Annotated in this window: 19 protein-coding genes; 11 read left to right on the forward strand and 8 right to left on the reverse strand. The window is 67.0% G+C overall.

The annotated features are described in order from the left end of the window. The first annotated feature begins 51 nt into the window (after positions 1-51). The 3 genes from AC1ZV1_RS01820 (at position 52) to AC1ZV1_RS01830 (ending at position 2,711) form a co-directional block, all read left to right on the forward strand. Positions 52-846 carry a thymidylate synthase gene (locus AC1ZV1_RS01820; protein WP_484295278.1) on the forward strand — a complete coding sequence of 265 codons (795 nt, stop codon included), beginning with the start codon at positions 52-54 and terminating at the stop codon, positions 844-846. A 265-nt stretch (positions 847-1,111) separates the two neighbouring features. Further along, positions 1,112-2,269, forward strand: coding sequence for an iron-containing alcohol dehydrogenase (locus tag AC1ZV1_RS01825; protein ID WP_484295279.1), 1,158 nt, complete (start codon positions 1,112-1,114; stop codon positions 2,267-2,269). A gap of 7 nt (positions 2,270-2,276) precedes the next feature. Then, on the forward strand, positions 2,277-2,711 hold the full coding sequence (locus tag AC1ZV1_RS01830; protein ID WP_484295280.1) for an acyl-CoA thioesterase: 435 nt from the start codon (positions 2,277-2,279) through the stop codon (positions 2,709-2,711). A gap of 65 nt (positions 2,712-2,776) precedes the next feature. On the opposite strand, the gene AC1ZV1_RS01835 is transcribed toward AC1ZV1_RS01830, so the two are convergent. Then, positions 2,777-3,142 carry a hypothetical protein gene (locus AC1ZV1_RS01835; protein WP_484295281.1) on the reverse strand — a complete coding sequence of 122 codons (366 nt, stop codon included), beginning with the start codon at positions 3,140-3,142 and terminating at the stop codon, positions 2,777-2,779. Between the two features lie 275 nt (positions 3,143-3,417). Here AC1ZV1_RS01835 and AC1ZV1_RS01840 point away from each other — a divergent pair, with 275 nt between their 5' ends. Then, positions 3,418-3,957, forward strand: a complete 540-nt coding sequence (locus AC1ZV1_RS01840; RefSeq protein ID WP_484295282.1) for a DUF2087 domain-containing protein — start codon at positions 3,418-3,420, stop codon at positions 3,955-3,957. Positions 3,958-4,016: 59 nt separating this feature from the next. On the opposite strand, the gene AC1ZV1_RS01845 is transcribed toward AC1ZV1_RS01840, so the two are convergent. The 5 genes from AC1ZV1_RS01845 to AC1ZV1_RS01865 form a co-directional block, all read right to left on the reverse strand. Then, complete coding sequence (locus AC1ZV1_RS01845; protein WP_484295283.1) at positions 4,017-4,451, reverse strand: glycine zipper domain-containing protein; 435 nt, start codon at positions 4,449-4,451, stop codon at positions 4,017-4,019. Between the two features lie 122 nt (positions 4,452-4,573). After that, positions 4,574-5,071, reverse strand: coding sequence for a hypothetical protein (locus tag AC1ZV1_RS01850; protein ID WP_484295284.1), 498 nt, complete (start codon positions 5,069-5,071; stop codon positions 4,574-4,576). Between the two features lie 373 nt (positions 5,072-5,444). Continuing rightward, complete coding sequence (locus AC1ZV1_RS01855; protein WP_484295285.1) at positions 5,445-7,766, reverse strand: FdhF/YdeP family oxidoreductase; 2,322 nt, start codon at positions 7,764-7,766, stop codon at positions 5,445-5,447. 28 nt (positions 7,767-7,794) lie between these two features. After that, entirely contained in the window at positions 7,795-8,631 is an 837-nt protein-coding gene (fdhD, locus tag AC1ZV1_RS01860; protein ID WP_484295286.1) for a formate dehydrogenase accessory sulfurtransferase FdhD, read from the reverse strand. 93 nt (positions 8,632-8,724) lie between these two features. Then, complete coding sequence (locus AC1ZV1_RS01865; protein WP_484295287.1) at positions 8,725-9,624, reverse strand: LysR family transcriptional regulator; 900 nt, start codon at positions 9,622-9,624, stop codon at positions 8,725-8,727. A gap of 149 nt (positions 9,625-9,773) precedes the next feature. On the opposite strand from AC1ZV1_RS01865, the gene lysM reads away from it, so the two are divergent. After that, positions 9,774-10,211 (forward strand): peptidoglycan-binding protein LysM, encoded by a 438-nt coding sequence (gene lysM, locus AC1ZV1_RS01870; RefSeq protein ID WP_484295288.1) that lies wholly within the window; start codon positions 9,774-9,776, stop codon positions 10,209-10,211. Positions 10,212-10,263: 52 nt separating this feature from the next. On the opposite strand, the gene yrfG is transcribed toward lysM, so the two are convergent. Next, on the reverse strand, positions 10,264-10,926 hold the full coding sequence (gene yrfG / locus AC1ZV1_RS01875; protein ID WP_484295289.1) for a GMP/IMP nucleotidase: 663 nt from the start codon (positions 10,924-10,926) through the stop codon (positions 10,264-10,266). 126 nt (positions 10,927-11,052) lie between these two features. On the opposite strand from yrfG, the gene nudE reads away from it, so the two are divergent. The 6 genes from nudE to AC1ZV1_RS01905 all read left to right on the forward strand — a co-directional run bounded on the left by nudE (position 11,053) and on the right by AC1ZV1_RS01905 (position 16,368). Then, positions 11,053-11,619 carry an ADP compounds hydrolase NudE gene (gene nudE, locus AC1ZV1_RS01880; protein WP_484295290.1) on the forward strand — a complete coding sequence of 189 codons (567 nt, stop codon included), beginning with the start codon at positions 11,053-11,055 and terminating at the stop codon, positions 11,617-11,619. Next, positions 11,619-12,437 (forward strand): 3'(2'),5'-bisphosphate nucleotidase CysQ, encoded by an 819-nt coding sequence (gene cysQ, locus AC1ZV1_RS01885; RefSeq protein ID WP_484295291.1) that lies wholly within the window; start codon positions 11,619-11,621, stop codon positions 12,435-12,437. Before nudE ends, cysQ begins: the two co-directional genes overlap by 1 nt. Before the next feature lie 99 nt (positions 12,438-12,536). Beyond that, positions 12,537-13,349 carry a bifunctional DNA-formamidopyrimidine glycosylase/DNA-(apurinic or apyrimidinic site) lyase gene (mutM, locus tag AC1ZV1_RS01890; protein WP_484295292.1) on the forward strand — a complete coding sequence of 271 codons (813 nt, stop codon included), beginning with the start codon at positions 12,537-12,539 and terminating at the stop codon, positions 13,347-13,349. A gap of 97 nt (positions 13,350-13,446) precedes the next feature. Beyond that, positions 13,447-14,025, forward strand: coding sequence for a lysophospholipid acyltransferase family protein (locus AC1ZV1_RS01895; protein WP_484295293.1), 579 nt, complete (start codon positions 13,447-13,449; stop codon positions 14,023-14,025). Between the two features lie 83 nt (positions 14,026-14,108). After that, positions 14,109-14,447 carry a multidrug transporter gene (locus AC1ZV1_RS01900; protein ID WP_484295294.1) on the forward strand — a complete coding sequence of 113 codons (339 nt, stop codon included), beginning with the start codon at positions 14,109-14,111 and terminating at the stop codon, positions 14,445-14,447. A 73-nt stretch (positions 14,448-14,520) separates the two neighbouring features. Continuing rightward, on the forward strand, positions 14,521-16,368 hold the full coding sequence (locus AC1ZV1_RS01905) for a Na/Pi cotransporter family protein (protein WP_484295295.1): 1,848 nt from the start codon (positions 14,521-14,523) through the stop codon (positions 16,366-16,368). Here the strand turns inward: AC1ZV1_RS01905 and ggt are convergent, their stop codons facing one another. Next, positions 16,369-18,072, reverse strand: a complete 1,704-nt coding sequence (gene ggt, locus AC1ZV1_RS01910) for a gamma-glutamyltransferase (protein WP_484295296.1) — start codon at positions 18,070-18,072, stop codon at positions 16,369-16,371. It lies immediately after the preceding gene. Between the last annotated feature and the right edge of the window lie 33 nt (positions 18,073-18,105).

Below are 18,105 nucleotides of genomic sequence, written 5' to 3' on the forward strand. Positions count from 1 at the left end.
GGAGCCGCGCCGCAGAGCCTCACCGACCGGCTTTTGGGTGAAACCGCAGCGATGAAACAGTACCTCGACCTCATGCGCCACGTGCGCGAACACGGCACCTTCAAGAGCGACCGCACCGGCACCGGCACCTACAGCGTGTTCGGTCACCAGATGCGCTTCGACCTCGCCGACGGTTTTCCGCTGGTGACCACCAAGAAGTGCCACCTCAAATCGATCGTCCATGAGCTGCTGTGGTTCCTCAAAGGTTCGACCAACATCGCTTACCTGAAGGAAAACGGTGTCTCGATCTGGGACGAGTGGGCCGACGAGAACGGCGACCTGGGTCCGGTCTACGGCTACCAATGGCGCTCCTGGCCGGCGCCGGATGGCCGCCACATCGACCAGATCGCCAACCTGATGGAGATGCTGAAGAAGAACCCGGACTCGCGCCGCCTGATCGTCTCCGCGTGGAACCCCGCGCTGATCGACGAAATGGCCCTGCCGCCGTGCCACGCGCTGTTCCAGTTCTATGTGGCCGACGGCAAGCTCAGCTGCCAGCTGTACCAACGTTCGGCCGACATCTTCCTCGGCGTGCCCTTCAACATCGCCAGCTACGCGCTGCTGACCCTGATGGTCGCGCAGGTTGCTGGCCTTGCGCCGGGCGAGTTCATCTGGACCGGCGGCGACTGCCACCTGTACGCCAACCACCTGGAGCAGGCCGACCTGCAGCTGACTCGCCAGCCGCTGCCGCTGCCCACCATGAAGATCAACCCCGAGGTGAAAGACCTGTTCGACTTCCGCTTCGAGGACTTCGAGCTGGTCGGCTACGAAGCCCATCCGCACATCAAGGCGCCGGTCGCTGTCTGACCTGCCCTCGATGAGGAAAAAGGCCGGCGCAATGCCGGCCTTTCTGTTTCTGCCCGGTGATGCGCCGATGCGCTGCTCTTCGTAGGAGCAAGCTCGCCTCTACACGGCCCGGGGGACCAGGGAAACCATTCACTGGGTGAATAACTGTTTCGCCTGGCGGTACGAGGTTCCATGGGGCTGCATCCCGTTGCTATGCTCCCCCGGCTGGCCGCCGCGCAGCGGCCAACGGATTTTCCGCACGACAACGATAAGACCGGGGACCGTCATGCAGCCTTTCAGCTTCGCCACCACCGCGCAGATCCTCTGCGAAAGTGGCTCCGCCGCCCGCCTGGGTGAACTTTGCCGCGAGCGCGGCGCCCAGCGCGTATTCATCGTCACTGACCCTGGCATTACCCGCCTGAACATGCTCGACGGCGTGCTGCCGGGCTTCGCTGCCGCGGGCGTGGGGGTGGAGGTCTTCGACCAGGTGCTCGCCGATCCGCCGGAAAGCATCGTGCTGGAGGCCGCCGACCAGGCGCGCCGGATGGCTGCGCAGCTGGTGGTCGGCTTTGGCGGCGGCAGCTCGATGGACGTCGCCAAGCTGGTGGCGCTGCTGGCGCATCCGCTGGCGACACAAGGTCTGAAGGATGTCTTCGGCGTCGGCAACGCCCGTGGCCCGCGCCTGCCGCTGATCCAGGTGCCGACCACCGCCGGCACCGGCTCGGAAGTGACGCCCATTGCCATCGTCACCACTGGCGAGACCACCAAGATGGGCGTGGTCAGCCCGCACCTGCTTCCAGACCTGGCCCTACTCGACGCCGACCTCACCCTCGGCCTGCCGCCGGCGGTCACCGCCGCCACCGGCATCGACGCCATGGTCCACGCCATCGAGGCCTACACCAGCAAGCTGAAGAAGAACCCGCTGTCCGACCTGCTGGCGCGCGAGGCGCTGCGACTGCTGGCGCTGAACCTGGATGAAGCGGTGCACAACGGCCGCAACCGCGGGGCGCGCCAGGCCATGTTGCTGGGCGCCTGCCTGGCCGGACAGGCCTTCGCCAATGCCCCGGTCGCCGCCGTACACGCGCTGGCCTACCCGCTGGGCGGGCACTTCCACATTCCCCACGGCCTGAGCAACGCGCTGGTGCTGCCCGAGGTGATCCGCTTCAACGCGCCCCACGCAGGCGCGCTCTATGCCGAACTGGCACCGCTGCTACTGGGTGCGCGCCTGCGCGGCGACGCCGACCGTACCGAGCAGTTCATCGCCGAGCTGGCCGACCTCAGCCCGCGCAGCGGCTTGCCGTCGCGCCTGCGTGACGCTGGCGTGCCGGAAGACAGCCTGCCGCGCCTGGCCGCCGATGCGATGTTGCAGCAGCGCCTGCTGGTGAATAATCCCCGCGAGGTCAGCGAGAGCGATGCGCTGGCCATCTACCGAGCCGCCTTCTGAGAGCCCAATGAGCGAACAGCACCCCAGCCGCGCCGACTACGCGCACTTCCAGCCGATCACCACGCGCTGGCACGACAACGACATCTATGGCCACGTGAACAACGTCACCTACTACGGCTTCTTCGATACGGCGGTGAATACCTACCTGATCGAGCGTGGCGGTCTGGACATCCACGACGGCGACGTGGTGGGTTTCGTGGTCAGTTCGAGCTGCGACTATTTCGCGCCGGTGGCCTTCCCCGAGCGCATCGAAGTCGGTCTGCGGGTCGGCAAGCTGGGCAACAGCTCGGTGCAGTACGAACTGGCGATCTTCCGTGAGGGCGAGGAGTTGGCCTGCGCGGCGGGCAAGTTCGTGCATGTGTTCGTGGATCGGACGAGCAATCGGCCGGTGTCGATTCCGGCGCCGCTGCGCGAGGCGATGGACGTGCTGGTCCGCACCTGACCTGTGGCCGACACGGACAAGGTCTCCTCCTGCACCACTGCGGACCTGCAGGGGCGACAGGTTTCTCACCAGCCCATCGGATAATGCTCGATCCGGCACGCCCGGCTGTTGCCGTCGCCCTTGCAGATGCCGTCCAGGTACTGATACCGCATCCACACCCTTTGTCCAGCCGCAGGCCAGTGCTGGCGCGGGATGCGGCTCTGCCAGTCGGCGCTTTCCGGCTCGAAGGCAATGACGTCGCCCGGGCTCGGGCACTCGGTACCCGCCGAGCGCGGCTTGGCGGAGGCGACCCGGCCTTCCAGCCCACGCACGGGCGGCTTCAGTGCGCCGGTGATCTCCACTTCCAGCTGGCAGACCTGCCAGTCCCCGGCGTACGCGGCCTGTGCGGCGCAGAGCGTCAGCAGCAGTCCGGCGGCAGCAAGCGCTTTCACGAGTAACTCCTTGTCGGCAGTGATCCCTCCCCGCCAAGCCTATACCAGCCTCGCGGGATGACACGGGGCTTGTCCCGGGCAGCGCGTCCGGCCTATGCTGGTCGCCGGTCGGCAGTTCACCCAGGCGTCGCCGCCTCCGTATGGAGAGCGCTAAACCTGCCACGCGGTTCCCCGCACTGTTGACGATCCGACACACTTTCCCCGTGCCGCATCGGAATACGGCGACCCCCGATAACCTCCTGCGCGAGGTCTTGGCACGCAACGAGGATTGCACTGTGTCCAGGCAACGCTTGCCCTACCACGCTCCCGACATCTCCGCCCTGGCGAAATCGCTGGCGCGCCAGCTCGACGATTCGCCCGAGCGTCCCGGCCATGTCGAGCTGCTCAACCTGCTCGCCCGCGCGGTGGGTTTCCGCAACTACCAGGCGCTGCGCGCCAGTCATCAGGCCGAGGCGCGCCTGGCCCGCGAGGCGGAGCCCGAGGTCGTGGTCGATTTCCGCCGCGTCGAGCAATGGCGACGCTACTTCGATGACGCCGGCTGCCTGCAACGCTGGCCGAAGAAGCACAGCCACCGCGACGCCTGCCTCTGGGTGCTGTGGTCGCGGCTGCCGGCGCGGCAGCGCTGGAGTGAGCGGGAGCTCAACGAACGGCTGCGCGCCCAGGAACGCCTGGGCGACCACCTGTTGCTGCGCCGGGCGCTGGTGGATGGCGGCTGGCTCGCGCGCACCGATGACGGTGGCGAGTACCGACGTATCGAACGGCGCCCACCTGCGGAGTTGGGGGCGTTGCTGTCCTGCTTGCCGGCCTGCGCCTGATGTTGAGGCACTGAACGAAAAAGCCCGCCAATAGGCGGGCTTTTTCATGCAGGCATCTGTCAGTCGTCGTGATGCTTGTGTTTGTGCTTGTAGTGGCCTTTGCCCTTGTGGTGGCCGCCGCCGCTGTGATGGTCATCGTTGTTGTCATCGGCCAGGTGGTTGCCCAACGCGCCGCCGGCAGCGCCGCCCAGGCCTGCGCCGATGGCGCCGCCGGTGGAGCCGCCGACCTTGTTGCCGATGACCGAGCCGCCGGCAGCCCCCAGGCCGCCGCCAATGGCCGCCTCGGTCTTGTTGCCGTTCTTCGCGCCCATCGCGCCGCCAGCTGCACCACCCACGCCAGCACCGATGGCCGCGCCGGTGGAGCCGCCCAGGGCGCCGCCGACCACGTTGCCGAGGGCGCCACCGATACCGCCGCCAACGGCGGATTTGGTGTCGTCGGCCATGGCGTGGCTGGCCAGCAGAGCCAGTGCCAGAACAGAAAGAGTCTTACGCATGTTGCGAACCTGAAGGTAGGAATTATCGGGAGAATTGTCCCGCACACAAAACAGCCGGGCAATCAGGCCCGGCTGTCAGTCGTCGTTTCCGTGGACTGATCGCGATCAGCGGATGCTGCGGATCAATCCCAGTCGCCGCGGTGGTGCTTGTGCTTGTACCAGCCCCGGTGGCGACCGTTGTCGTGCCAGCGGCGATCGTAGTGGCGATGGTCATCGTAACGGGCACGACGGTAGCCGCCGTGATCGTCATCGTCGTCGCGGTTGTTGTCGGCGTAGTGGTTGCCCAGTGCGCCGCCGGCGCCGCCACCCAGGGCCGCGCCGATCAGGCCACCGGTGGTGCCGCCCATCTTGTTGCCGATCACCTGGCCGCCGGCTGCGCCCAGGCCGCCGCCGATGGCGGCTTCTGTCTTGTTGCCGTGGCGGGCACCGACCGCGCCACCGGCCGCACCGCCCAGACCACTACCAATGGCGGCGCCGGTGCTGCCACCGACCGACTGGCCGATGACCGAACCCAATACCCCGCCCAGGGCGCCACCGACGCCGGCACGGGTGTCGCCATCCGCAAAGGCGGTGCCACCGACCAGCGCAAGAGACAACAGGAGCATCGAGGAGTACTTCATAGAGAGGATCTCTCTGTGTGGATGTTGGAAGCGATCCTCGGGTCGTGCGAAGGCTCTGACAAGGGGGTTCCGACGAGTAACACGACTTTCATCAAATATTGCAAGTATTTGATTTATGGTCAGAACTTTTTCGATTTCGGGCGGTCTGAGTGTTATTCCGGGGTTCCGATTTTGGCGTGTGCACGTCACAAAAGGCCATTGAAATGATGGCTTTTCACGCAAAGTTCCCTGGCACTTCTGAGCTTACCTTTCATCCCCTTCCTACATGATGCAAATCCAGCGGATTTTTCGCAGGAAGAAGCGTTCGCGCGCGCCTGAAAGCTTGCTCGCGAACAGGGTAGGCGGCGCTCCCAGCGGAGCGCCGTGAGGGGCATCAAACGATCCGCAGACTCGGCCGCGCCTTCTCGAAGCGGATGGCGACGAACTTCGAGGTCGGCGTGTGGCTGCCCACGCCGTGGCTGTCCAGCGGCACCAGCGGGTTGGTTTCCGGGTAGTAGGCCGCTGCCTGGCCGGCGGGAATGTCGTAGGCGAGCAGGGTGAAGCCGCTGACGCGGCGGTCCACGCCATCGGACCAGAGCGACACCATGTCTACTTTTTCGCCAGGCTCGAAGCCCAGGCGGCGGATGTCGACCTCATTGGCGAACACCACCTCGCGGTGGCCGCGTACGCCGCGGTAGCGGTCGTCCAGGCCATAGATGGTGGTGTTGTACTGATCGTGGGAGCGCAGGGTCTGCAGAATCAGGTGCGGCTCCTGGCCGGTCTCGCGGATCTTCGCGTGGACCAGGTCCGCCGGCAGCGGATGGTGGTGGAAGTTGGCCTTGCCGCTGGCAGTGTTCCAGCGCCGTGAACCCGCCGAGTTGCCCAGGTGGAAGCCGCCCGGATGAGCCACGCGACGGTTGAAGTCGGTGAAGCCGGGGATGGTGTCGGCGATCAGGTCGCGAATGCGGTCGTAGTTGGCGATCATCGCGTCCCAGTCCACCGGGTGGTTGCCCAGGGTGGCCTTGGCGATGCCGGCGATGATGGCGGGTTCGGAGCGCATCTGCTTCGACGACGGCTCCAGCTGGCCGAACGAGGCGTGGATCATGCTGAAGGAGTCTTCCACGGTCACCGCCTGCGGGCCGTCGGCCTGGCGGTCGATGTCGGTGCGGCCCAGGCACGGCAGGATCAGCGCGTCGCCACCGACGGTGAGGTGGCTGCGGTTGAGCTTGGTGCTGATCTGCACGGTCAGCGCGCAGCTCTGCAGGGCCCTGTGGGTGCGCGGACTGTCCGGGGTCGCCTGGGCGAAGTTGCCGCCCAGGCCGATGAACACCCTGGACTCGCCAGCGAGCATGGCGTTGATCGCCTCGACGGTATTGTGGCCGTTCTCGCGCGGCACCTTGAACTGGAAGCGACGCTCGATGGCATCCAGCAGCGCGACCGGCGGACGGTCGTTGATGCCCATGGTGCGGTCGCCCTGCACGTTGCTGTGGCCGCGCACCGGGCACAGGCCGGCGCCGGGGCGGCCGACATTGCCGCGCAGCAGTTGCAGGCTGACCAGTTCCTGGATGGTCGGCACCGAGTGATGGTGCTGGGTGATGCCCATGGCCCAGCAGACGATCACACGCTCGGCGCGGCGGTACATGATCGCGGCCTGCTCGATCTCCTCGAGGCTCAGGCCCGATTGCTGGACGATGTGATCCCAGCTGGTGTCGTCCACCACGGCCAGGTAGGCGTCGACGCCCTGGGTGTGTTCGGCGATGAAGGCATGGTCGAACACGGCGGGTTCACCCTTGGCCTGGGCTTCGCGTTCCCATTGCAGGAGGAACTTGGCCATGCCACGCACGGCGGCCATGTCGCCGCCCAGTGCCGGGCGGAAGAACGCGGTGTTCAGCGGTTCGGAGCCATTGGTGAGCATCTCCAGCGCGTGCTGCGGGTGCTGGAAGCGTTCCAGGCCGCGCTCCTTGAGCGGGTTGAAGGCGACCACCTGGGCGCCGCGCTTCACGGCCTCGCGCAGCGGTTCGAGCATGCGCGGGTGGTTGGTGCCGGGGTTCTGGCCGAAGACGAAGATCGCATCGGCGTGCTCGAAGTCGTCGAAGGTTACGCTGCCCTTGCCGATGCCGACGCTCTGGCCCAGGGCCACGCCGCTGGCCTCGTGGCACATGTTCGAGCAGTCGGGGAAGTTGTTGGTGCCGAAGGCGCGGACGAACAACTGGTAGAGGAACGCTGCTTCATTGCTGGCGCGGCCCGAGGTGTAGAACTCGGCCTGGTCAGGGCTTTCCAGCGCATTCAGGTGCCTGGCGATCAAGGCGAAGGCGTCGTCCCAGGCGATCGGCTGGTAGCGGTCGGTGGCCGGGTCGTAGCGCATCGGCTCGGTCAGGCGGCCCTGGTACTCGAGCCAGTAGTCGCTCTGCTCACGCAGCGAGCTGACGCTGTGGCGGGCGAAGAAGGCGGGGTCCACGCGGCGCTTGGTGGCTTCCCAGTTCACTGCCTTGGCGCCGTTCTCGCAGAACTTCACACGGCCGTCTTCGGGGGAGTCGCCCCAGGCGCAGCCGGGGCAGTCGAAACCGCCATTCTGGTTGGTCTTGAGCAGCGCGCGCAGGTTCTTGAACGGCTGCTTGCTGTCCAGCCAGAAGCGCGTGACGCTGATCAGCGCGCCCCAGCCGGCGGCAGCGCCCTTGTAGGGTTGGTAGCGGGGATTCTCTTGCTGCAGGCTCATGGGGTCTCTTTGTCGGGACGTCGGGCGTTCAGGCGGCTGGCGGAGCCGGGCTGTAGACCCGGGGCGCGCTGCGGTGCGGCAGGTGGATCAGGTTCAGGTTGTGCTCACGCGCCCACTGCACCGTGAGGGCGGTGGGGGCGGACAGGCTGACCAGGGTCGAGAGTCCGCCGCGCACGGCCTTGTGGATCAGTTCGAGGCTGCAGCGGCTGGTGACGACGGCGAAGCCGCCGGCCAGTTCCAGGCGCTGGCGCTTGAGCGCGCCGACCAGTTTGTCGAGCGCGTTGTGGCGACCGATGTCCTCGCGGCACAGGCGGATTTCGCCAGCGGCATCGACGAACAGCGCGGCGTGCAGGGCGCCGCTGCGGCGGCCGAGTTCCTGCACGGCGTTGACGCGCTCGCGCAGGTGTTCCAGGTGTGCGGCGGGTGGCAGCGGCGCTGGCGGCAGCAGCGGCAGCTCGGGCAGCGCCTGGTCCAGCGCCTCGACGCCGCACAGGCCACAGCCGGTGTTGCCGGCCAGCTGCCGGCGCTGGTCCTTGAGGGCCCAGAAAGCGCGGTTGCTGACGTGCACGTCGGCGGCGATGGCATCGCCGTGGGGCGTCAGGTGCACGTCATAGATGTCGTCGATGGATTCGACGAGGCCGGCGCCGAGGCTGAAACCGTGGACGAAGTCTTCCAGGTCATTGGGCGAGACCATCATCACCGCCTGGCTGAGGCCGTTGTAGGCGATCGCCAGGGCGATTTCCCCGGCCAGCGCAGCGTGGCCGGTGGCGGCTTCAGGGGTGTGTTCGGCGTAGCGGTAGCCGTCGGCCGGCACGACGGCAGCCCGGACCGCGGCACTGGCCGGGCGGGTGATCAGGCAAGGCATGGGCTGAGCCCTGTGGTTCTAGTAATGCAACCAGCCTATGCCGATGCCGGGACAGCGTCTAATGGCTGCTGTCGATCTTGTGATAGATGCGGTTTATCGGTTGACCGTATCGCCGCCCAGTAGAGCCGCTGCTTCGTGGAAGCAGGCTTCGGCCAGCGCCGAGCGGGGTTCGCTGCGGCGCAGGATCAGGCCCAGCGGCGACAGGGTGCGGGCATCCTCGATCGGTGTGAGGACGAAGTGCTCGCCCTGGGCGTCCAGCCCACTGCCCAGGGGCATGATCGCGCAGCACAGCCCGCGCTCCACGGCCTGCACCAGTTGGTGCACGGCGTCGGTCTCCAGGCGGGCGCTGGGGGTCAGGCCACGACTGCGGAAGCCGTGGTCGATGGACTGGCGGAAGTGCATGCCGGCCGAGAGCAGGCCCAGGGGCAGCTCCGCCAGGGCGTCCCAGCTCAGGGCTGGGGCCTCGATCTGGAAATGCCGGCGGTCATGCAGCAGGCCCATGCGTGTGGCGGCCAGTTCCAGGCTTTCGAAGTGCTCGCGATCGAGTCGGTCGAGGTACGACAGGCCGAGGTCCAGCTGATTGCGGCCCAGGCCTTCGAGGATGTTTTCCGAGCTCAGGGCGAACAGCTGGAAACGAAGCTCCGGGTGACGCTGTGCAAACAGCTCGATCAGGCGCATGGGGTCGAACCCTGCCAGCGGTACCAGGCCCAGGCGCAGGGTGCCGACCAGTTGCCCCCGGCAGGCGGCCGCCTCGGCGTACAGCCCGTCGTGGGCGGCCAGCAGGCTGCGGGCCCAGGCCAGCACGCGCTCGCCGGCCTCGGTGAAGCCCTCGAAGCGCTGTCCGCGGCGCACCAGTTCCAGGCCCAACTCTTCCTCCAGGCTGCGCAGGCGCATGGACAGGGTTGGCTGGGTGACATGACAGCGCGCCGCCGCCTGGCCGAAGTGCCGTGTTTCGTCCAGGGCGCAGAGGAATTTCAGCTGCTTGATGTCCATCGGCGGGAAGACTCCGGGGGGCGTTCTGTCGGGGCGGGGCGGGATTGGGATTATTCCGTCGGGCGCAATGGAGGTCGGCGTCTAGACTCCAGGGGCGCGCGGTCAGCCACTGCCGGCCGCTGGTCACTGTAACCGTAGGGAGGTTGGAAATGGGCATTTTTGCGTTCGTGAAGGAAGCCGGCGAGAAACTGTGGGAGAGCCTGGTGGGCCAGGAGGCGCAGGCCGCCGAGTCGCTCAAGGATCACATCGCCAAGGTCGGCCTGGGCAACCCGAACATCCAGGTCAGCGTCCAGGGCGACAAGGTGATCGCTACCGGTGAAGTGGCCAGCCAGGAAGAAAAGGAGAAGATCCTCCTGGCGCTGGGCAACGTCGCGGGGGTTTCCGGCGTGGAGGACCACATCAGCGTCGCCACCCCGGCGCCGGAGGCACGTTTCGTCACTGTGAAGAAGGGCGACACCCTGAGCGCCATCGCCAAGGCCGAGTACGGTAACGCCAACGCCTACATGAAGATATTCGAGGCGAACAAGCCGATGCTCAGCCATCCGGACAAGATCTATCCCGGCCAGGTGCTGCGGATTCCGGAGTGACGTCGACGAGCCCGGCCCCGCGCCGGGCTCGCTGTTTCGGAAACTCTCCGATTCACAAGCCTTCGATCAGTGTCCGGTAGTCTTCCTGGGCGGCGAATTCCTCGGTATCCCTTGGGCCCTGGCGGCTGTCCGGCTGACGCACCGCCAGCAGGTGGGCGACGCCGAAGGTTCGCGCCGCGCGCAGGATCGGCAGGCTGTCGTCGATGAACAGGCTGCGCGCCGGATCGAAACCGACGTCCGCGTGCAACGCCTGCCAGAACTGCTGGTCTTCCTTGGGGAAGCCGTAGTCGTGGGAGCTGATCAGCCGGTCGAACCAGGGAGACAGTTCCACCCGCTGCATCTTCAGCGACAGTGAATCACGGTGCGCATTGGTGATCAGCACCGCGCGCTTGCCGTGGCGGCGCAGTTCAGCGAGGAACAGGTCGGCATCCGGACGCAGGGCGATGAGGTCGGCGACCTCGTGCTTGAGGTCCAGGACCGACAGCTTCAGCTCGCGGCTCCAGAAGTCCAGGCAGTACCAGTTGAGCTGGCCGGCATTGTCGCGGAACAGCGGCAGCAGCTCGGCGTCGGCCTGGGTGCGGCTGATGCCGTGGTGTTCGGCGTAGCGTTGCGGCAGGTGTTCGAGCCAGAAGTGGTTGTCGAAGTGCAGATCGAGCAGGGTGCCGTCCATGTCGAGCAGGACGGTATCGATCTGGTTCCAGGGCAGGCGTGGCATGCTGGGCTTTCGCAAAAGGGTGTCGCAATTGCGCGGTCGGTGGACGGAATCGGCGCGATATCTGACACGGAGAATCGGAAAAGGCGGGTTATCATAGCCGACCCGGCCACCCCCAGGAGTCGCCCCATGCGTCAGAAACCCACGGTCCTCGCCCGAGAGATCGTTGCCAGAAGCCGGCTCTTTGCTGTCGAGGAGCTGCAGTTGCGCTTCTCCAATGGTGTCGAGCGTACCTACGAGCGCCTGGTGGGCAAGGGGCAGGGCTACGGCGCGGTGATGGTGATCGCCATGCTCGACGCCGAACACGCCGTGCTGGTCGAGGAATATTGCGCCGGGGTGGACGAGTACCAGCTGTCGCTGCCCAAGGGCCTGGTTGAGCCGGGCGAGGACATCCTCGATGCCGCCAACCGCGAGCTGAAAGAGGAAGCCGGCTTCGGCGCGCGCCAGCTCGAATACATCACCGAACTGTCGCTGTCGCCGGGCTACATGAGCCAGCGCATCCAGGTAGTGCTCGCCCGCGACCTCTATGAGGAATCGCTGCCCGGCGACGAGCCGGAGCCTATGGGCGTGGACAAGATCAACCTGCGCGAGCTGTCCAGTCTCGCGCAGAATGCCCAGTTCAGCGAAGGACGGGCCCTGGCCGCGCTGTACCTGGTGCGCGACCTGCTGACCCAACGAGGGGAATTCCAGCCGTGATGAATGCTTTTCTGCCTGCCGTGATCGATCTGGTGCACAAGGCGGGTGATGTGATCCTGCCGTTCTGGCAGGGCGACCTCGATGTACAGAGCAAGTCCGACGAGTCGCCGCTGACCGCCGCCGACCTCGCCGCCCACCGCCTGCTGGCCGACGGCCTGCGCGCGCTGGCGCCGGACGTGCCGGTGCTGTCCGAGGAAGATTGCAATATCCCGCTGGAGCAGCGTGCCCAGTGGACCCGCTGGTGGCTGGTGGACCCGCTGGACGGCACCAAGGAGTTCATCGCCGGCAGCGACGAGTTCACCGTCAACGTCGCCCTGATCGATCAAGGACGCGTGGTCTTCGGCGTGGTCGGCATCCCTGCCAGCGGCCGCTGCTATTACGGCGGCACCGGCCTGGGCGCCTGGCGCGAGGAGCGCGGTGGCGAGCCCGAGGCCATCGAAGTGCGCACCAGCCCGGAAGACGTCTTTACCGTGGTGGCCAGCAAGCGCCACTCCAGCCCGCAGCAGGAAAAGTTGCTGTCGGGTCTTGCGCAGCGCTTCGGCGACCTGAACCTGGCCAATATCGGCAGCTCGCTGAAGTTCTGCCTGCTGGCCGAAGGCTCGGCCGACTGCTACCCGCGCCTGGCACCGACCAGCCAGTGGGACACCGCAGCGGCCCAGGGCGTACTGGAAGGCGCCGGCGGCGAAGTGCTCGACGTGCGTGGCGAGCCCTTCACCTATGAAGCGCGGGAAAGCCTTCTCAACTCGCCCTTCCTGGCGCTGCCCAAGGCGGCGCCCTGGCGCGCGGACCTGATTCAGTTGGCACTCGCCCTGGACTGACCTGGCGTTTATCCGGTTGTGGCGAGCCCGGCATTTACTTGCCGAGTGCTTCGCGAGCAAGCTCGCTCCTACGTAAAAGTCCCTCAGATATTGTGATCCATGCCTGAATTACCCGAAGTCGAAACCACCCGCCGTGGCATCGCCCCTCACCTCGAGGGCCAGCGCGTCAGTCGCGTGATAGTCCGCGAGCGCCGTTTGCGCTGGCCGATCCCCGAGGACCTGGACGTTCGCCTGTCCGGGCAGCGCATCGTGCAGGTGGAGCGGCGCGCCAAGTACCTGTTGCTCAATGCCGAGGTGGGGACGCTGATCAGCCACCTGGGCATGTCCGGTAGCCTGCGCCTGGTGGAATGTGGCACCCCGGCGGCACGTCACGAGCATGTGGATATCGAGCTGGAGTCAGGCATGGCGCTGCGCTACACCGACCCGCGTCGCTTCGGCGCGCTGCTCTGGAGCCTGACGCCGCTGGAGCACGAGTTGCTGCGTCACCTCGGCCCGGAACCGCTGACCGACGCCTTCGAGGGTGAACGCCTGTTCCAGCTGTCGCGCAACCGCAGCATGGCGGTGAAGCCCTTCATCATGGACAACGCGGTCGTGGTCGGCGTGGGCAACATCTACGCCACCGAGGCGCTGTTCGCCGCCGGCATCGACCCGCGCCGCGAGGCCGGGAGCCTCTCGCGGGCGCGCTACGTGAAGCTCGCCCAGGAGATCAAGCGCATCCTCGCCATCGCCATCGAGCGCGGCGGGACCACGCTGCGCGACTTCGTCGGCGGCGACGGGCAGCCGGGCTATTTCCAGCAGGAACTCTTCGTCTACGGGCGGGGCGGCGAGCCGTGCAAGGTCTGCGGCTCGACCCTGCGGGAAGTCCGCCTCGGCCAGCGCGCCAGCGTCTACTGTCCGCGCTGCCAACGCTGAAGACCGGGGGCGGTCGCTAAGCTGCCGTCCCGATCTGCCCCGCTACACCGTCTCTCATAACAACAATGGCTCCCGACGAGGGGCCTTCAGGTGATTCATGTCCGGCAATTATCTGCCCCGTAACCCGTTCGCCGAGGCGCTCGGCCACGCCATGCTGCGCGTGGCTGGCTGGCGTATCGAGGGCGCCCTGCCCACGCTCGACAAATTCGTGGTGATCGGCGCACACCACACGTCCAACTGGGACTTCATCCTGTTCCTGGCAGTCAAGTTCGTGCTGCGCCTGAACGCTCGCTGGTTCGGCAAGCACACCCTCTTCCGCGCGCCCTTTGGCGGCCTGCTGCGCCGCTGGGGTGGCATCCCGATCCAGCGCCACCGCAAGCTCAATACCGTGGACCAGGCGATTCAGGCCTTCCACGATAACCGCGAGATGATGCTGATCCTCTCCCCGGAGGGCACGCGGCAGAAGGTCGAGCGCTGGAAAATGGGTTTCTACCATATCGCCCGTGGCGCGGGCGTGCCTATCGTGCTGGCGGCGCTGGACTACCCGGGACGACGCATCGTCATCGGCGAGCCGTTCTGGCCGACTGGCGACGAGTCAGCCGACCTGCGTCGCATGCTGGCTTTCTACCGGTCTTTCGTGCCGAAAAAGCCCGAATACGCATTCTTCGGCGATTGAAGGCTGTCACGCGACAAGTCATGGAGCGCTGTTATAGTTATGGCAGTCTGCCTGCCCAACTACACAAAAAAGGACTTCCCTCCATGAACGTGTTCCGCTCCGCCGCCACTGCAATGGCCCTGGTCTGTGCATTCTCGGTGTTGCCGGCCGTTGCTCAGGAAGAAGTGAGCAACGTCAGCGGCGACCCGACCTACACCGTCGAAGCCCCGCCGTTCTATTCGATGATCGGTGACCTGCTGATCGCGCGCCCGCTGCTGATCGCCGCCACCGTGGTTGGCACTGCGGCCTTCGTGGTGACGCTGCCGTTCAGTGCAGCCGGTGGCAACGTCAAGGAAGCGGGCCAGGCGCTGGTCGTCGATCCGGGCAAGGCCGCGTTTGTGCGTTGCCTGGGCTGCACCACCAGCGGCTACAAGAAGGACTGATCCGTCCTCCGGTTCCGGGGCGGCGCCGCCGCCTCGCCAGCTCGGCTCGCCGGGCAACTCCTGTAGGTAGCCCATGAAACCGAGCGGCTTGAAGAAGCACCTGCGTCCGCTGCTTCTGCTGCTGGCCGCCGTCATCCTGGGCTACACCTTCTGGTCCAGCGCCGGTCTGCTGCAGTTGGGAGCGGGCCTGGCGCTGTTCCTGTTCGGCATGCAGTGCCTGGAAGAGGGCCTGCGCGACCTCGCCGGCAGCCAGCTCGAGCGCTGGCTGGAGAAGAGCACCGCGACCCGGGGCAAGAGCCTGCTGTTCGGCCTCTTCGGCACCTTCCTGCTGCAGTCCTCGACCCTGGTTTCGCTGCTCACCATCGCCTTCATCAGTACCGGGCTGATCCAGTTGGCGGGCGGTATCGCGATCCTCTTCGGCGCCAACCTCGGCGCCACCAGCGGGATCTGGCTGCTGGCGCTGGCCGGACAGAACCTCAGCCTGAGCCCCCTGGCATTGCCGCTGCTGGTGTTCGGTGTACTGATGGGCTTCAACGGCGCCAAGAGCAAGGCCGCCGGGCGCATCCTGCTGGGCATCGCTTTCATCTTCCTCGGTATCGACCAGATCAAGGACGGCTTCCAGAGCTTCGGCGACGCCATGGACATGAGCGAGCTGCGCTCGGAGGGCATGCTGGGTGCGCTGCTGTTCGTCACCTTCGGCATCCTCATCACCGTGGTGCTGCAGTCCAGCCACGCCACGCTGATGCTGACCCTCGCCGCCCTGGCCGGCGGCCAGCTGGAGCTGGGCCAGAGCCTGGCGATCGCCATCGGCTCCAACGTCGGCAGCAGCGTGACCACCGCCTTCGTCGGCTCCCTGGGCGGCAACCGCAGCGGGCAGCGACTGGCGCTGGCGCACGTGCTGTTCAACGTAGTGACCGGCATCCTGGCGTTCCTGCTGCTCTCGCCGCTGACCTGGCTGGTGCACTGGCTGGTGACGCCGCTGGGGCTGGCGGACAACCCGATGATCCAGCTGGCGCTGTTCCACACCCTGTTCAACGGCATGGGCGTGGCATTGTTCTGGCCCGTCCAAGGCGCGCTGGCCACGGCGCTGGTGCGCTGGCTGCCGGAGGTGGAAGAACCGGCGGTGCTGATCACCGACATGGCACCGGCGCTGCCGACCATCGAGCGCACCCATGCGCGCTACCTCAACGAACGCGCGCTGGATTCCGCCGACGCGGCCGCCAGCGCGGTGCTGCAGGAGCTCCGGCACCTGGGGCGGCTGAGCATCGAGGTGATCTGCCACGCGCTGTACCTGCCGGTGGACATGCTCACCCAGCCGCGTGTCGATGAGAGCGAACTGCGCGCCGCACCGGATCGTCACGCGCTCGCCGCGGAAGTGCTGTACCAGCGCCACATCAAGGGCGTCTACGGCGACCTGCTGAGCTTCATGAGCCGCCTGGAAGTGCCGCTGGACGAGGAGCACCAGCGCTTCTGGCTTTCCTGCCAGGTGGTGGCGCTGCAACTGGTGGACGCGGTGAAGGATGCCAAGCACCTGCAGAAGAACCTCGGCCAGGTGCTGCAGGGCGAGCCTTCGACACTACGCGACACCTATGTCGAGCTGCGCCGGCATCTCATCGCCATGCTGCGGGAAGTGCGCGCGCTGGGATCGCTGCTGGGGGGCGACTTGCCGGAAGAGGCGCTGGTGGCGCGCCTGCAGTTGCTCGACGAGAGTGCGGCGGAATTCGATGCGGCATTCCGCCAGCGCCTGTTCGCGGCCGTCCGCCTGCAGGAACTGGACGGCCTGCAGATGAGTTCGCTGATGAACGACCTGGGCTACGTCAGTCGCATCATCCAGAGCCTGCGCAATGTGCTGCAACTGGGCACCGAGCACGGATTGTTCGAGCAGCACGTCGAGGACGCCTCGCCGCTCATCCTGCCCTGATCACTTCAGCGGCGCCGCCAGTTCAGTCGCCAGGCCGATGCCGCGTGGGTCGCTGGCGGACTGCACTTCGCCGGACTTCTTGTTCCACAGCAGCACCTGCTGGTTGCCGTAGGCCCGGCCGATATCCTTGAGCGTGTAGCCGCGACGCTGCAGGTCGGCCATGTCGGCGGCGGTGAAGGCACGCGGCTCGTGCTCGATCACATCGGGCAGGAACTGGTGGTGATAGCGCGGCGAGGACACCCAGCGTTGCACCGGCTTGCCATCCAGGTAATCGAGCATTGCCAGCAGCACCATGCTGGGAATCCGGCTGCCGCCCGGTGTGCCGAAGGCGGCCAGCTCCGTGGGGCTTTCGATGAAGCTCGGGCTCATGCTCGACAGCGGGCGCTTGCCGGCGGCGACGGCGTTGGCCTGGCTGCCGGTCAATTGGTAGGCATTGGCGCCGCTGACGTCGGTGGCGAAGTCGTCCATCTCGTCATTGAGCAGCACGCCGGTGCCCGGCACGGTGAAGGCTGCGCCGAAGGGCAGGTTGACCGACAGGGTGGCGGCCACCGCGTTGCCGTCGGCATCCATCACCACGAAATGCGTGGTGTGGTCGCCCTCGCGCCAAGCCGGCGCCGGTGGCAGGGAAGAACTCGGCGTGGCGCGCTGCGGGTCGATGCCGGCGGCCAGGCGCTTCAGGTAGTCCGGCGCGAGCAACTGGTTGACCGGATTGGCGACGCGGTCCGGGTCGCCCAGCAGGCCGCGGTCTCGGTAGGCGCGGCGCAGGGCTTCCACCACGTAATGCACGCGCTGCACCGGCTCGGCTTTCTGCCAGGGCAACTGCTGCAGCATGCCCAGGCTCTGCGCCAGCGCCACGCCGCCGGCGGAGGGTGGCGGCGCGCTGATCAGTTCGCGGCCGTCGGCCAGCGGATAGCGCAGCGCCTGGCGCTCCACGGTGCGGTAGCTGGCGAGGTCTTCCAGGCTCCAGACGCCGCCAGCGGCGCGGACGCCGTCGACCAGCTTCTCGGCGGTCTCGCCTTCGTAGAAGCCGATGCGGCCATAACGTGCGAGCTTCTCCAGGGTGTTGGCCAGTTGCGGCTGGCGCATCAGGCTGTATTCCTCGGGCAGGTTGCCCTGGTCGAGGAAGATGCGCGCGGTCTCGCGGTCCTTGCGCATGGCGTCGAGGCGCCAGGACGCCCGGTCGATGTAGACGCGGTCGATGGACACGCCATCGGTGGCCAGGCGGATCGCCGGCACGAGGTTGTTCGCCAGGGTCTTTCGGCCGTAGCGGCTGGTGATGTCCGCCAGGGCGGCGGGCAGGCCGGGGATGCCGGCGGCCAGCGGGCCGTTGAGCGACAGTTGCGGATCGACCTTGCCGTTGCGCTCGTACATCCGTGCGTGGGCAGCCAGCGGGGCGCGCTCGCGGGCGTCGATGAAGTGGTAGGTCGGCGGGTTGCCGGCCTTGCGCAGCAGGAAGAAGCCGCCGCCGCCCAGGCCTGAGCCATAGGGCTCGACGACCGCCAGCGCGGCGCTGATGGCCACGGCGGCGTCAAAGGCGTTACCGCCGTCGGCGAGGGTTTCCAGGCCGGCGACGGTCGCCGACGGGTGTGCCGTGGCGACGCTGGCCTGGGCCGGATGTTCCGCGGCATGCAGGGCAGCGCTGAGCAGCAGCAGGCTGCAGAAGCCGAGCAAGGAGGCGCGGGAGCGGGAATTCAACAGGGACATGGCATCTCACGAACCGCCGGCAGGGCCGGCTGG

The sequence above is a fragment of the Pseudomonas sp. BB438 genome, from assembly GCF_057180225.1.

Bases quoted from the DNA above. Each gene is read 5' to 3' on its own strand.
- lysM (WP_484295288.1), top strand. From the start codon at position 9,774: ATGGGCATTTTTGCGTTCGTGAAGGAAGCCGGCGAGAAACTGTGGGAG.
- AC1ZV1_RS01850 (WP_484295284.1), bottom strand. From the start codon at position 5,071: ATGAAGTACTCCTCGATGCTCCTGTTGTCTCTTGCGCTGGTCGGTGGC.
- AC1ZV1_RS01900 (WP_484295294.1), top strand. From the start codon at position 14,109: ATGAACGTGTTCCGCTCCGCCGCCACTGCAATGGCCCTGGTCTGTGCA.
- AC1ZV1_RS01845 (WP_484295283.1), bottom strand. From the start codon at position 4,451: ATGCGTAAGACTCTTTCTGTTCTGGCACTGGCTCTGCTGGCCAGCCAC.
- nudE (WP_484295290.1), top strand. From the start codon at position 11,053: ATGCGTCAGAAACCCACGGTCCTCGCCCGAGAGATCGTTGCCAGAAGC.
- ggt (WP_484295296.1), bottom strand. From the start codon at position 18,072: ATGTCCCTGTTGAATTCCCGCTCCCGCGCCTCCTTGCTCGGCTTCTGC.
- cysQ (WP_484295291.1), top strand. From the start codon at position 11,619: ATGAATGCTTTTCTGCCTGCCGTGATCGATCTGGTGCACAAGGCGGGT.
- fdhD (WP_484295286.1), bottom strand. From the start codon at position 8,631: ATGCCTTGCCTGATCACCCGCCCGGCCAGTGCCGCGGTCCGGGCTGCC.
- AC1ZV1_RS01905 (WP_484295295.1), top strand. From the start codon at position 14,521: ATGAAACCGAGCGGCTTGAAGAAGCACCTGCGTCCGCTGCTTCTGCTG.
- AC1ZV1_RS01895 (WP_484295293.1), top strand. From the start codon at position 13,447: ATGTCCGGCAATTATCTGCCCCGTAACCCGTTCGCCGAGGCGCTCGGC.
- yrfG (WP_484295289.1), bottom strand. From the start codon at position 10,926: ATGCCACGCCTGCCCTGGAACCAGATCGATACCGTCCTGCTCGACATG.
- AC1ZV1_RS01855 (WP_484295285.1), bottom strand. From the start codon at position 7,766: ATGAGCCTGCAGCAAGAGAATCCCCGCTACCAACCCTACAAGGGCGCT.
- AC1ZV1_RS01820 (WP_484295278.1), top strand. From the start codon at position 52: ATGAAACAGTACCTCGACCTCATGCGCCACGTGCGCGAACACGGCACC.
- AC1ZV1_RS01865 (WP_484295287.1), bottom strand. From the start codon at position 9,624: ATGGACATCAAGCAGCTGAAATTCCTCTGCGCCCTGGACGAAACACGG.
- mutM (WP_484295292.1), top strand. From the start codon at position 12,537: ATGCCTGAATTACCCGAAGTCGAAACCACCCGCCGTGGCATCGCCCCT.
- AC1ZV1_RS01830 (WP_484295280.1), top strand. From the start codon at position 2,277: ATGAGCGAACAGCACCCCAGCCGCGCCGACTACGCGCACTTCCAGCCG.
- AC1ZV1_RS01825 (WP_484295279.1), top strand. From the start codon at position 1,112: ATGCAGCCTTTCAGCTTCGCCACCACCGCGCAGATCCTCTGCGAAAGT.